This is a genomic window from Micrococcus sp. GbtcB5 (genome assembly GCF_019091605.1).
In the GTDB taxonomy this organism is placed as follows: Bacteria; Actinomycetota; Actinomycetes; order Actinomycetales; family Micrococcaceae; genus Micrococcus; species Micrococcus luteus.
The window spans coordinates 71,477-84,489 of record NZ_JAGXJK010000004.1; the positions used below are offsets into that span (position 1 = coordinate 71,477).

The following is a 13,013-nucleotide window of genomic DNA, read 5'->3' on the forward strand; positions in this document are numbered from 1 at the left end:
CGGACCCCTTCGACGCGGATCAGCGGCGCACCGCGATCAGCACGCCCGTGCCGGAGGGGACGACGGCGGACAGCCAGTGCTCGTCCTCCCGGATGAGGCGGTCCACCGCCCGGGCGGACACGGTGGACTCGTCGCGCACGGCGGGCCGGGGAACGCGGTCGCCGTCGAGGGCGTCCACCACGACGAGCACGCCGCCGGGGGCGAGCATGCGCGCGGCCTGCTCGACGTCGAACTGACGCGCGGCCGGGTCCCCGTCCACCAGGACCATCTCGTAGGCGCCGCTCGTGAGCCGGGGGAGGACGAGCCGGGAGCGCCCCGTGATCATGCGGGTGCGGCTCGTGGGCAGGCGGGCCTCCGAGAACGCCTCGCGGGCCGCACGCTGGGCCTCCGCGTCCGGATCGACGGTGGTGAGGACCGTGCGCTCGGGCAGACCGCGCATCAGGGCGAGGCCCGAGACGCCGGCGCCCGTGCCCACCTCCACGACCGCCGCGGGGGCACGCGTGGCCGCCAGCACCGTCAACAGGGCCGCCGTCCCCTCGCTCACCGGCGGCACGTCCAGCTCGGCGGCGCGCTCGCGGGCGCGCAGGACGACGTCGTCCTCGGTGGCCCGGCTCTCCGACCAGGCCCAGGACGCGTGCTTGTCGGTGGGCTGGGGCTGCAGGGCGCTCATGGCTGACTCCGGGACGACGACGGCGGGACCTCGCCCGCGGCACGGGCGACGCGGGCCAGTGTACGGGCCGGCACGCGGCCGCGACCCAGTGTTCTCCCAGGAGGCGGGCCGATGATGGGACACGGCACGAACCGGCTCCCGCCGTGCGGGAGGCCGTTCGCCGGACCGAGGACGCGAGGACCGAGGAGGTGGCCGCATGGGACGTCGACACACCCAGCGCCACATGGACGCCTACCTCGAGGGCTCCCTCCCCGCCGCGTCCCGGGCGCGCATCGCCCGCCACCTGGACCGCTGCCCCGAGTGCCGCGCCACCGTCCAGGCCCGGGCCCGCGTGCTCGACGCCGCCCGCACGGTGCACCAGCGTCCGGCCGGCGCCGTCGTCGCCCCGGTGCTGCGCGCCCGCGGCGTCTCCGGCCGCCTGGTGGTGGGGCTGCTGACCTTCGTCGTCCTGCTCGGCGGGCTGTTCACCGCGGTCTGGGTGGCCGGCGCGCCCCGCACCACGGCCCAGCGCACGGCCCCGACGGACACCGTCGCCCTGCCGGCGGCCGGGACCGCGTCGACGGACCGGCGCGGCACCGTCGCGGAGCTGCGGGGTCAGGGCTGGACGGTGCCCTCCCTCGTGGGGGCCGGACTGGAGCCGCTCACCGTGGACACCACCCAGACGGCCGAGGACGTGGAGGTCGTCGTCGGCTGGGGCCGGGACGAGCCGACCGTGACCGTCCGCGAGTGCCGACCCCGGATCGAGGGAGCCACCCCGGAGGGCTGTGCCTCGACCGCGCCCCTGAGCACGGGGGCACAGGAGCGTCGGCTGGCCGGCGGCGGCGTCTACCGGATCGTCCCGGCGGGGGAGCAGGACGGCTGGACGGCCGAGCTGACCACGCCCCAGGCCGCCTACCGCGTGGAGGCCAGCCTGCCGGACGAGCGCGCCGACGCGGTCCTCACCCACCTGCTGGTCTCCGAGCGGGCACGGGTGCTCGAGCTGGGCGGCGGCGACGCCGTCGAGGAACGCCTCGAGCGAGGCCTCGAACGCATCGCGGACGCCGTGCCGCGCCCCCGCGGCTGAGCCGCCCCGCCCCCGCGGCTCCGGGCTGTGGGGCGGTGCCGCTCTAGTAGAGTTGGGAGGGTGTTTGGTATCAACGGCGGCGAGTTCATCATCTTGGCGGTGCTCGCGATCGTCATCCTCGGGCCGGAGAAGCTCCCCGAGTACACGCGCGCCTTCACCGACTGGCTGCGCGTCATGCGCGACAAGGCCGAGGGTGCCAAGGCGCAGTTCAAGGAGGAGACCGGCACGGACTTCGACGAGGTGGACTGGCGCAAGTACGACCCCCGCCAGTACGACCCGCGCCGCATCATCCGCGACGCGCTCCGCGAGCCTGCCGGCGGCTCGTCCACGCCCGCGTCCCGGGCGGCGCAGGCGACGGGCGTCAGCGCCGAGGACGTGCACGGCGGCCTCACCCGCCAGGACCTGGCGGACATGGATCCGCGCACGCTCTTCCGCCGCCCCGCCGGGGCCGGCAGCACCGCCGCCGCGGAGTCCGGTGCCGCCGCACAGACCCGGTCGACCGCGCCCGCCGCCGGGGCGGCCGCCGTGGGCGGCGCCGCCGCAGCCCTGATGGCCTCCGGCCGCGCCGAGGCCCTCGCCGAGGAGCGTCCTGCCGCCGTCGAGACCGAACCGGACCCCCTCGAGCTGCTCGGGCTGGCGCCCGCCCCCTTCGACGTCGACGCGACCTGACGCCGTCGCGCGCGTCGGGTGCCCCGGCCGGGGCGCCGGCACCCGAGGTCAGCGAGGGGTGAACGGCAGGGGTCGCCCGGCCAGCCCGCGCGGTCGCACGGCCACCCGCTGCGCGATCTGCGTCAGCGCCCGGCCCGCGGGGCTCTCCGGCGCGGACACCACCACGGGTTCGCCGGCGTCGCCGCCCGCGCGCAGCGCCGGGTCCAGGGGGACGGTGCCCAGCAGCGGCACCTGAGTGTCCAGCACCCCGGACAGCCGCTCCGCCACCTCGGCACCGCCGCCGGTCCCGAACACATCCAGCACGGTGCCGTCCGGCAGGGTCATCGGCCCCATGTTCTCCACGACGCCGGCCACGGTCTGCCCCGTCTGCTCCGCCAGCTGACCGGCGCGCGCGGCCACCTGCGCGGCGGCGTGCTGCGGCGTGGTCACCACGAGCAGCTCCGAGGCGGGCAGCAGCTGCGCCGTCGAGATCGCGATGTCCCCGGTGCCCGGGGGCAGGTCCACGAGCAGCACGTCCAGGTCGCCCCAGTGCACGTCCGTGACGAACTGCTCGAGCGCGCGGTGCAGCATCGGCCCGCGCCAGGCCACCGGCCGGTCCGCGTCGAGGAACATGCCGATCGAGATGACCTTCACGTCCCGCACCACGGGGGGCAGGATCATCCGGTCCAGCTTGGTCGGGGTGGCGGTCACGCCCAGGAGCCCGGGGATGGAGTAGCCGTGCACGTCCGCGTCGATCAGGCCGACGGCGAGCCCGCGCGCGGCGAGCGCGACCGCGAGGTTGGCCGTGACCGAGGACTTGCCCACGCCGCCCTTGCCCGAGGCCACCGCGAGGACGCGCGTGAGCGTGTCCTTCCCGAACGGGTTCGTCGGCCGGGCCGCGCGCAGGGCGTCCTGCAGCGCCAGGCGGCGCTCGGGCTCCATGACCCCGACGCGCACGTCCACGGACCCGCAGCCGGGCACGTCGGCGACGGCGGCGGCCACGTCCGTCTGGATCGTCCCGCGCAGGGGGCACGCGGCGATCGTGAGCAGGACCGCGACCTCGACGACGCCCGGGGCGGTCTCCAGGACCGACTCCACCATGCCGAGGTCGGTGATCGGGCGGCGGATCTCGGGGTCCTGGACCGTGGCGAGCCGTTCCAGCACCCGGCGCTCGAGGTCGGTGCGGACCTCGGGCACGGGCAGGCCCAGGGCGCTCATCGGCCGCCCCCGTCCACCGGGCCCGCACCGTCGGCGGGACCGGCCGCCGGACCGGACCCCCCGGCCTCGCGGGCCTCCTGGGCCGCGAGGGTGGCGAGCGTGGTGGTCGTGGGCTCGGCGCCGGCGTCGCCGCGCCGCGCATCCCGGCCGCGGCCCTTGGTCTTCTTGTTCTTGCGGGGCTGGGCCTCGGCGCCCGGGAGGCCGGCGCGCAGCTCCTCCCGGATCTCCTCCCGGATCTCCTCCCGCAGCTCGGCGCGCAGCGCCTCGCGGAGGTCGTCCCTGAGGTCGTCCTGGACGCCGCGCAGCTCGCCGCGCACGAAGTCGCGCGTGGCGACCTCCTGGACGGCCAGCCGCAGACCGGCGATCTCGCGGGTGAGGAACTCGGTGTCGGCGAGGTTGCGCTCGGCGCGGTCACGGTCCTCGCGCAGCGCGACCCTGTCCCGGTCGTCCTGGCGGTTCTGCGCCAGCAGGAGCAGGGGTGCGGCGTAGGACGCCTGGAGGGAGAGCATGAGCGTGAGCGCGGTGAAGCCGAGCTCGGCGGAGTCGAACCGCCACTCCATCGGGCCGAACGTGTTCCAGCCCAGCCAGGCGGCGCAGAACAGCGTCATCCAGACGAGGAACTGCGGGGTGCCCATGAAGCGGGCGATGCCCTCGGTGGCCTCGCCGAAGGCGTCCGGGTTCGGGGCCAGCCGGGGCACGCGGCGCCCGCTGGCGCTCAGCGGGGTGTCCAGGCCGGTGCCGCGGCCCGGGCGCAGGTCTCGCGCGGTCTGGGTCATGCTCACACCTCCGGTGTCGTGCGGCGGCGGGCCGCGGGGTCAGGTTGCGGGGCGGGTCTCGGCGTCGTCGAGGTCCATGGCCCGCCAGTCGTCGGGCAGGATGTGGTCGAGCAGATCGTCCACGCTCACGGCCCCGACGACGCGGTCCTGCTCGTTCACCACGGGGATGCACGTGAGGTTGTAGGTCGCGAGCTCGCGGGTCACGTGGGCGATGGGGGCGAGGTCCGAGACGGGCTCGAGGTCCTTGTCCATGATGTTGCCGATCGCCTCCGGCGGCGGGTAGCGCAGCAGGCGCTGGAAGTGGACGACGCCGAGGAACCGGCCCGTCGGCGTCTCCAGCGGCGGCCGGGCCACGATCACGAGCGAGGCCAGCGCGGGGGAGATCTCCTGCTGTCGGATGGTCGCCATGGCCTCGGCCACGGTGGCCTCCGGGGGGAGGATGACCGGCACGGGGGTCATGAGCGAGCCCGCCGTGCCCTCCTCGTACTCGAGCAGGCGCCGGACGTCCTCGGCGTCCTCCGGCTCCATGCGTTCGAGCAGCAGCTCCTGCTGGGAGTCGGGCAGCTCGTGGAGCAGGTCCGCCGCGTCATCCGGGTCCATCTCCTCCAGGACGTCGGCGGCGCGGTCGATGTCCAGCTGGGAGAGGATCTGCACCTGGTCGTCGTCGGGCAGCTCCTGGAGCACGTCCGCGAGGCGTTCGTCCTGCAGCTCGCTGGCGACCTCGACGCGGCGCTTCTCCGACATGTCGTGGAGCATGTCCGCCAGGTCGGCGGGCTTGAGGTCCTCGTGCGCGGCGAGGAAGCTCGTGGCCCCCTGCGGGTCGGCCTGCGCCGTCCAGCGGGCCTCGTCCCAGTTCAGCAGGAGGTGCTCGCCCCGCTGGGCGCGGCCGAAGGGGCCGCGGCCGACGATGCGGCGCACGTACAGGTCCGAGACCAGCCAGTCGCCGTTGCGCTGCTGCTCCAGCCCGATGTCCTCCAGGAAGGCCTCGCCCGACCCGTCGGAGAGGCGCACCTTCCGGTCGAAGAGGTCGGCGGCCACCATCTGCTCGGCGCCACGGCGGGAGAACCGGCGCAGGTTGATCAGCCCGGTCGTGATGATCCGGCCCGAGTCCATGGACGTCACCCGCGTCATCGGGACGAAGACGCGCTTCTTGCCGGGGACCTCGATCACGAGGCCGGTGGCGAACGGGGCTGCGGCGGGGCCGCGGTCCAGCACGACGACGTCGCGCAGCCGTCCCAGGCGGTCGCCGAGGGGGTCGAAGACGTCCAGGCCCAGCAGGCGGGCCACGAAGATCTTGGGGGAGCTCACCGACCCAGCCTACGGCGTGCCGGACCGCGGCTCCGTGTCCGCGTACGGCGGACCGCCGCCCGCCCGGGCGCCGGGCCGGGCACAATGGGTCCATGTCGTTCATGATGTCCAACCCTCAGCCCGGCGCCGAGCAGGGCCTGCCCCGCGGAGAGCTGCTGGCCACCTACGCCACCTACGCGCAGGCGCGCGAGCAGGTGGACCGCCTCGCCGCCACGGACTTCCCCGTGAGCGCCGTGTCGATCGTGGGCAAGGACCTGCGGGTCGTGGAGCGGGTGCGCGGCCGGCTGAACTACGCCCAGGTGGCGTTGTCCGCGGGAGTGCGCGGCGTGTTCTTCGGTGGACTGATCGGCGTGTTCCTCTACCTGCTGGCCCCCGAGGCCGGCCCGGGGCAGATCCTCACCTCCATGCTGCTGGGCCTGGCGGTGTGGCTGATCTTCGGCGTGATCGGCTTCGCGATGCGTCGGGGCCAGCACGGCTTCGCGTCCTCGCAGGCCGTCGTGCCCACGGCCTTCGACCTCGTGGTCGCGTTCGACCACGCCGCCCGCGCCCGCCAGGAGCTGGGCCTGGGCGGTGCCGCGGCCCCGACGCCGCCCGCGGCCCCGCAGCCGGCGCCCGCGCCCGCCGCGGAGGAGGCCGAGGACGGGCCCGTGCAGGCCACCCCGGCCGCCGCGCCGTCGTCGGGCGGGTCCCACGCGGCGCCCGCTCCCGGCGGACCCGAGGCGCCGGCCCGGCCCGTCCCGGAGGCGGACCCCGCGCCCACCGGCCTGGACCGCTCCTACGGCGTGACCCTGCCCCCGGAGGAGGTCGCCAAGCTCATCGAGGCGCGCGGCGGCCACCCGCCCCGGCCCCAGGACGAGCCGCGCGGCTGAGCCCCGTCAGAGGGACCAGGACTCGAGCCGCCGGAGCATGTCGCGCTTCTTGCTCGCATGACCGTGCATCCGGCCCAGGATGTCGCCGAGGACGGTGACGGCGCGGTCGATGTACGGGCCCTTGTTCAGCATCGCGGCCTCGGCCCGCTGCGCCATCGCGGCGTCCGTGATCTCCGCCCGTGAGGGCAGGCCGGTCTTGGCGAGGGACTCGAGGACCTGGGTGGCCCAGATCGCGGGCACGTGCGCCGCCTCGCACAGCCACAGGATCTCCTCCTGCAGCTCGGCCATCCGTGCGAAGCCGGCCTCCACCGCCAGGTCGCCCCGGGCGATCATCACCCCGACGTCCCGCCAGCGCATCGCCTCGAGCAGCATCCGCGGCAGCTGCCGGAAGGCCTCCACCGTCTCGATCTTCAGCGTGATGTCCACGTCCGGCGCGTCCTCGGCCTCGAGCGCGTCGATCAGCTGGGCCACGTCCTCGGCCGAGCGGACGAAGGACATGTTCACCATGTCCGCCTGGCGGGCCGCGAACGGGATGTGGGCGAGGTCCTCGTCCGTGAGGGCCGGGATGTCCAGGTGCGTGTCCGGGAAGTTCACGCCCTTCTCCGCCTTGAGCTTCGCCCCGCGCGGGCCGGCCTGGGTCACCTCGAGGGTGATCTCGTCGTCGGACACCCCCGTGATCCGCGCGCCGATCCGCCCGTCGTCGAGGGAGACCCGGTCGCCGACCGCCGCGTCCGCGAACGCCTGCGCCAGGGTGAGGCCGATCCGGTAGGGCGGCGCGTCGACCGCGGGGACCGGCTCGAGCGAGCGGGTCAGCACGATCTGCTCGCCCTCATGCACGCGCATCGACTGCTCGAGCGGGGGCAGCTGGCCCACCTCGAGCGGACCGTGCGGCGTCGTCAGCGCCGTGCCCGTCGCCCAGTAGACCGTCTTCTCCGCCCGCACGAGCACGCCCTCGCCGTCCACCTGCTCGACCTCCAGCCTGCGGTGTGCACCCCGCGCGTCGGTCAGCTCGATCTCGTCGCCGCGCTGCAGGCCCGCCAGGGTCGTCCCCTCCGGGGCCGCCAGCGGCACGACGACGGCGCCCTCCGGCCCGTGAGCCGCGGCCACGGCGTCGTGGGGCCCGGCGGTGAGCCACACGCGGGAGGGCTCGGTGACGGTCCCGGAGGCGTCCCGGGTGGGCTTCACCTTCACGACGCGCGGTCCCGGCTCGATGGGGCCCGTGCGCACCTTCGGCCCGGCCAGGTCCATCGCGACCAGGGGCGCGGGCCGGCCCGCACCGGCGCACCGGCGGACCGCCGCGATCATGGCGGCCCACGCCTGCTCGTCGTCGTGGGCGCAGTTCACGCGCGCCAGGTCCATGCCGGCCTCGGCGATCCGGACCACGAGCTCCGGGTCCGTGGCGGCCTCGGAGGGCATGGTCACCATGATGCGCGCGTCCCGGTCGCCGCGGGCCGGACCGAGCAGGCTCGCCGCGTTGCGGGCGAGGATGGCGCGGCCCTCGGCGGAGGTCAGGGCGTCGTCCTCGGGCGCGGGGGCGGGGTCGCCGTCGAGCGCGCGGGCGGCGGCCAGCACCGCGTCCACGTGGCCCAGCACGCCGGCCTCCATGCGGCCCAGAGAGGACAGTCCGGCGTCGCTCAGTGCCTCCTGCAGGGGCCGCAGGTCGGTGCCGCGCAGGGCGACGTAGTGCACGAGGTTCCGGGCCGAGGCCCGGTGGCGCTCCCGGACGCGGGAGATGAGGTCGGCGTGCTCCGCCTCGGCGGAGAGGAGGCGGTCGCGGAGGGCGGTAAGCTCGGTGGTCAGGTCGATACCCATGGTCCGAACCCTAGGGGCGCCCTCCGCGCCGGATCACGCCTGGAGCCGCGCCATCCAGGCCTCGATCTCGTCCGGGGTGCGGGGGAGGACCGCGGAGAGGTTCTCGGCCCCGTCCTCGGTCACGAGGATGTCGTCCTCGATGCGCACGCCGATGCCGCGGTACTCCTCGGGGACGGCCAGGTCCTCCTCCTTGAAGTACAGACCCGGCTCGATCGTGAAGACCATGCCCGGCTCGAGCACGCCGTCCAGGTAGAGCTCCCGCTTGGCCTGCGCGCAGTCGTGCACGTCGAGGCCGAGGTGGTGCGAGGTGCCGTGGGGCATCCAGCGCCGGTGGTGCTGGCCCTCGTCCGAGAGCGCGACCTCGGCCGAGACCGGCAGCAGGCCCCAGCCGTCGAGGCGGTCGACGAGCACCCGCATGGCCTCGGCGTGGAGCTCGCGGAACCGGATGCCGGGGCGCACGATCGCGAAGGCGGCGTCCGCGGCGTCGAGGACCGCCTGGTAGATGCGGCGCTGCACGTCCGTGAACGTGCCGGACACGGGCAGGGTGCGGGTGATGTCCGCGGTGTAGAGGGAGTCGTCCTCGACGCCGGCGTCGAGCAGCAGCAGCTCACCCGGGCGCACGGCGCCCGTGTTGCGGATCCAGTGCAGGATCGTGGCGTTGTTGCCGGAGGCCGCGATCGTGTCGTAGCCCAGGTCGTTGCCCTCGAGGCGGGCGCGGGCGAAGAAGGCGCCCTCGACCACGCGTTCGCCGCGGTCGTGTCCCACGGCGCGCGGCAGGGCCCGCACGACGTCCTCGAAGCCCGCGATGGTCGCGGCCACCGAGGCGCGCATCCGCTCGACCTCCCACGCGTCCTTGACCAGGCGCAGCTCGGAGAGGAACTCGGCGGTCTGGGCGTCGGCCTCGGCCGCGGCGGCCAGGTCCACGCCGGCCTCGGTCCGGACGGCGGCCAGCAGCGCGTCCACGTCCTGGTCGGTCTCGGCCAGCAGCCGCACCGCGGTGCCGTCCGCGGCCACGTTCTTGGTGACGGCGGACTCGAGCTCCTCGAGCCCCACCGTGCGCAGACCCGTGCGGGCGGCCAGGCCGGCCAGGGTCGGACGGGGGCCGATCCAGAACTCGCCCGAGCGCGAGTCCGCGTAGAACTGCTCGGTGTCCCGGCCGGCCAGGGGACGGAAGTACAGGGTGGCGGTGTGGTCCGTGCCGTCGTCGCCGGCGCCCGGGTCCGCGGGCTCGAGCACGAGCACGGCGTCCGGCTCGTGGTCCACGCCGAGGCCCGTCAGGTGGGCGAACGCGGAGTGCGCGCGGAAGCGGTAGTCGGTGTCGTTCGAGCGGACCTTGAGGCGGCCGGCCGGCACCACGATCCGCTCGCCCGGGAAGCGCGCGGAGACGGCGGCCCGCCGCCGGGCGGCGTACGGGGCAGAGGCGTCGGGATCGGGCAGGGCCTGCGACGAGGGCGCCCAGCCGGAGGCCATGAAGTCGCGGAAGGCGTTCGAGGCGGGGCGCTGCGAGCGGTTGTCGACGCGCTCGGCCAGCGGCTGGGGGTTCACCGCGCCGGCGCCGTCGGCGCCCGCCTCGGGGGTGGCGGCGGGCTGGTCGGGGGCGGTCTGGGCGGGGTGCTGTGCGGCATCGGTCATGCCCTCCATCATGGCACCGGTGGGCGCGGGCAGGTCGGGGCCGCCGCGCGCGGGTCTCGGTACCATGGCCGCCATGGCCCGCTACGACCTGCACACGCACTCGACCGAGTCCGACGGCACCGAGCCGCCGGCCGACGTGGTGCGTGCGGCGGCGCGGGCCGGGCTGGACGGCCTCGCGCTCACCGACCACGACACGACCGCCGGCTGGGCCGAGGCCGCCCAGGCCGCGCGGGAGACCGGGCTGACGCTCGTGCCCGGCATGGAGATGTCCTGCACCTCCGCCGACGGCGTGAGCGTGCACGTGCTCAGCTACCTGCACGACCCCGAGGACCCCGCCCTGCTGCGGGAGGTCGGCCTGGCCCGCGACGCGCGGCTGATCCGGGCGCAGGAGATGGTGCGGCGCCTGGGCGCGGACTTCCCGATCACGTGGGAGCTGGTCCAGGAGCACGCGGCGGAGAACGCGACGATCGGCCGGCCCCACCTGGCCGACGCCCTCGTGACGATCGGGGCCGTCCCGGACCGCTCCGCGGCGTTCCGGGAGATCCTCGCCGGCCGGTCCAAGTACTACGTGCCGCACTTCGCCCCGGACCCGGCCGAGGCGGTCGCGCTCATCCGGGCCGCCGGCGGGGTGCCGGTGTTCGCGCATCCCCGGGCGCGCATGCGGGGCCGCGTGGTGGGCGACGAGGTGTTCGAGCAGATGGCCGAGGCCGGACTGGCGGGGGTCGAGGTCGAGCACCGGGACAACCCGGCGGAGGAGCGCACCTGGCTGCGCGCGTTCGCGGACCGGCACGGGCTGTTCGTCACCGGCTCGTCCGACTACCACGGCACGGGCAAGCCCAATCCGATCGGCGAGCACACCACGGGCGCGGAGGTGCTCGCCGAGATCGAGCGGCAGGGCACCGGCACGGCGATCATCCGCGGCTGAGCCCGGACGGCCGGGGCGACGGCGGAGGATCCGTTGCGCGAATGACCCTTCCGGCCGCCTGCACGGCGGTCAGAAGGGTCATTGGCGCAGAAGACTCCCGGGGGCCCGGAAGGGAGGGTCAGCCGTCCACGACCTCGCCGTTGCGGCGGCGCGTGCGGGTGCGGCCGCCCCGGCGACGACGGGCCTCGGCCCGCGCCTCGGCGCGCTCGGCCCGGCGGGCCTCCGTCAGCTCGACGCCGGCCACCGGCTCCGGCGTCCGGGCTGCGGGGGCCTCGGAGCGCGAGGCGGTGCGCTCGCGGCCCTCGCCGCGACCACGGCCCCGGCCCTCGGCGCGCTGCTCGGCGGGTACCTCACCACGCCCGCGGGCCGAGCGCTCGCCGCGGCCTCCGCCGCGTGCATCGTCGCGGCCCTCGCCGGAGCGGCCGCCCCGGTTCCGTCCGCCACGTCCGCCGCGGCCGCCCTCACGGCCGCCGCGCTCGCCGTCGCGGGACCGACCGCCCTCGCGACCCCGTCCGCGGCCGCCGTCGCGCTGCTTCGCCTCGGGGCCGCCGAGGTCCTCGAGCGTCTCGCCCTCGAGGCCCTCGAGCACGCGCTTGGCCTGCGGCAGACGGCCCTTCGTGCCCTTCGGGATGCCGAGGTCGGAGAACAGGTGCGGGGAGGAGGAGTAGGTCTCCACCGGCTCGGGCTGGCCGAGGCCGAGCGCCTTGTCGATCAGGGACCAGCGCGGCATGTCCTCCCAGTCCACGAGGGTCACCGCCACGCCCTTGTTGCCGGCGCGGCCCGTGCGGCCCACGCGGTGCACGTAGGTCTTCTCGTCCTCCGGCGCCTGGAAGTTGAACACGTGCGTGACGTCGTCGACGTCGATGCCGCGCGCCGCGACGTCGGTGGCCACGAGGATGTCCACCTTGCCGTTGCGGAACGCGCGCAGCGCCTGCTCGCGGGCGCCCTGGCCGAGGTCGCCGTGCAGCGCGCCGGCCGCGAAGCCGCGCGCCGTCAGCTCGTCCGCCACGCGAGCGGCCGTGCGCTTGGTGCGCGTGAAGATGATGGTCCGGCCGCGGCCCTCGGCCTGCAGGGCGCGGGCCACGAGCTCGTCCTTGTCCATGTGGTGGGCGCGGTAGACGAGCTGACGGATGTCCTTCTTCGTCAGGCCCTCGTCCTCCGGGTCCGCCGCGCGGATGTGGGTCGGCTGCGTCATGTAGCGGCGCGCCATCGCGACCACGGGACCCGGCATGGTGGCCGAGAACAGCATGGTCTGACGCACGGCCGGGACGGCGGCGAGCAGGGTCTCGACGTCGGGGAGGAAGCCGAGGTCCAGCATCTCGTCGGCCTCGTCCAGCACCACCGTGTTCACCAGGTCCAGGCGCAGGTGGCGCTGGCGCATCAGGTCGATGAGGCGGCCGGGGGTGCCGACGACGATCTCGACGCCGCGCTGCAGCTCCTCGATCTGCGGCTCGTAGGCGCGGCCGCCGTAGATGGTGGCGATGCGCAGGGGGCGCCGGGCCGCGGCGGCCGTGAGGTCGCCGGCCACCTGGACGGCGAGCTCGCGCGTCGGGGCGACGATCAGGGCCTGCGGGGCGCCCGCGGTGCCCTTGGCCTCGAGGCCGTCCCAGCCGGGCTCGCCCGGGCCGATGGCGCGCTGCAGTGCGGGGATGCCGAAGCCGAGGGTCTTGCCGGTGCCGGTCTTGGCCTGGCCGATGATGTCGTGGCCGCCGAGGGCGACCGGCAGGGTCATGGCCTGGATGGGGAAGGGATGGACGATGCCCTTGGCCTCCAGGGCCTCGACGATCGCGGGGTGCACCCCGAAGTCGGCGAAGGTCTGCTCGGGGGCCACGGGCACGGCGTCCTCGGTGACGATGTCCTCCGCGATCGCGGCGACCGTCGGGTCGAGGTCGGCGGAGGCGGGGGTGTGCTCGGAGTTCTGGGTCATGGCGACTCGCGTTCCTGGTCGGGCGTCGTCACGGCGGGCGGGAGGCCCGGCTCCGCCGTGCGCGCGGTTCAAGCGGAAGCCGATCGCGAGGCAAGCACGCGGAGCGGCCGACGGGCGGCGCCCCGTGGAACCGGGCCGGGCGCGCCGTGCGAGGCGGGCCGTGCC

General features: G+C 75.6%; 11 protein-coding genes. 4 read left to right on the top strand and 7 right to left on the bottom strand.

Annotated features, from left to right (window positions below; translation table 11 throughout):
* Window positions 1-19: 19 nt before the first annotated feature.
* A complete protein-coding gene (locus KVS67_RS02460; RefSeq protein ID WP_036316483.1) occupies window positions 20-670 on the bottom strand; it encodes an O-methyltransferase in 651 nt (216 codons plus the stop codon).
* A gap of 196 nt (window positions 671-866) precedes the next feature.
* Between KVS67_RS02460 and KVS67_RS02465 the strand changes: the two genes are divergently transcribed.
* Both KVS67_RS02465 and KVS67_RS02470 read left to right on the top strand, forming a co-directional pair.
* On the top strand, window positions 867-1,733 hold the full coding sequence (locus KVS67_RS02465; protein ID WP_061867036.1) for an anti-sigma factor: 867 nt from the start codon (window positions 867-869) through the stop codon (window positions 1,731-1,733).
* A 60-nt stretch (window positions 1,734-1,793) separates the two neighbouring features.
* Entirely contained in the window at window positions 1,794-2,402 is a 609-nt protein-coding gene (locus KVS67_RS02470; protein ID WP_063189572.1) for a twin-arginine translocase TatA/TatE family subunit, read from the top strand.
* 48 nt (window positions 2,403-2,450) lie between these two features.
* Here the strand turns inward: KVS67_RS02470 and KVS67_RS14330 are convergent, their stop codons facing one another.
* From KVS67_RS14330 to KVS67_RS02485, 3 genes are read right to left on the bottom strand one after another with little or no spacing between them, the layout of a single operon-like run.
* A complete protein-coding gene (locus KVS67_RS14330) occupies window positions 2,451-3,599 on the bottom strand; it encodes an Mrp/NBP35 family ATP-binding protein (protein ID WP_063189570.1) in 1,149 nt (382 codons plus the stop codon).
* Window positions 3,596-4,375 (bottom strand): DUF1003 domain-containing protein, encoded by a 780-nt coding sequence (locus KVS67_RS02480; protein ID WP_063189568.1) that lies wholly within the window; start codon window positions 4,373-4,375, stop codon window positions 3,596-3,598. Before KVS67_RS02480 ends, KVS67_RS14330 begins: the two co-directional genes overlap by 4 nt.
* Window positions 4,376-4,414: 39 nt before the next feature.
* Window positions 4,415-5,683: a CBS domain-containing protein gene (locus KVS67_RS02485; protein WP_036339212.1), complete on the bottom strand. Its 1,269-nt coding sequence runs from the start codon at window positions 5,681-5,683 to the stop codon at window positions 4,415-4,417.
* Between the two features lie 92 nt (window positions 5,684-5,775).
* On the opposite strand from KVS67_RS02485, the gene KVS67_RS02490 reads away from it, so the two are divergent.
* Window positions 5,776-6,552, top strand: coding sequence for a general stress protein (locus KVS67_RS02490; RefSeq protein ID WP_036339215.1), 777 nt, complete (start codon window positions 5,776-5,778; stop codon window positions 6,550-6,552).
* Window positions 6,553-6,558: 6 nt separating this feature from the next.
* Here KVS67_RS02490 and KVS67_RS02495 read toward each other — a convergent pair whose 3' ends face one another.
* Window positions 6,559-8,364 (bottom strand): pyruvate kinase, encoded by a 1,806-nt coding sequence (locus tag KVS67_RS02495; RefSeq protein ID WP_063189566.1) that lies wholly within the window; start codon window positions 8,362-8,364, stop codon window positions 6,559-6,561.
* Window positions 8,365-8,397: 33 nt separating this feature from the next.
* Window positions 8,398-9,996 carry an aminopeptidase P family protein gene (locus tag KVS67_RS02500; protein WP_063189564.1) on the bottom strand — a complete coding sequence of 533 codons (1,599 nt, stop codon included), beginning with the start codon at window positions 9,994-9,996 and terminating at the stop codon, window positions 8,398-8,400.
* Between the two features lie 64 nt (window positions 9,997-10,060).
* Between KVS67_RS02500 and KVS67_RS02505 the strand changes: the two genes are divergently transcribed.
* Entirely contained in the window at window positions 10,061-10,921 is an 861-nt protein-coding gene (locus KVS67_RS02505; protein ID WP_063189562.1) for a PHP domain-containing protein, read from the top strand.
* A gap of 118 nt (window positions 10,922-11,039) precedes the next feature.
* Here KVS67_RS02505 and KVS67_RS02510 read toward each other — a convergent pair whose 3' ends face one another.
* On the bottom strand, window positions 11,040-12,848 hold the full coding sequence (locus KVS67_RS02510) for a DEAD/DEAH box helicase (protein ID WP_063189560.1): 1,809 nt from the start codon (window positions 12,846-12,848) through the stop codon (window positions 11,040-11,042).
* Between the last annotated feature and the right edge of the window lie 165 nt (window positions 12,849-13,013).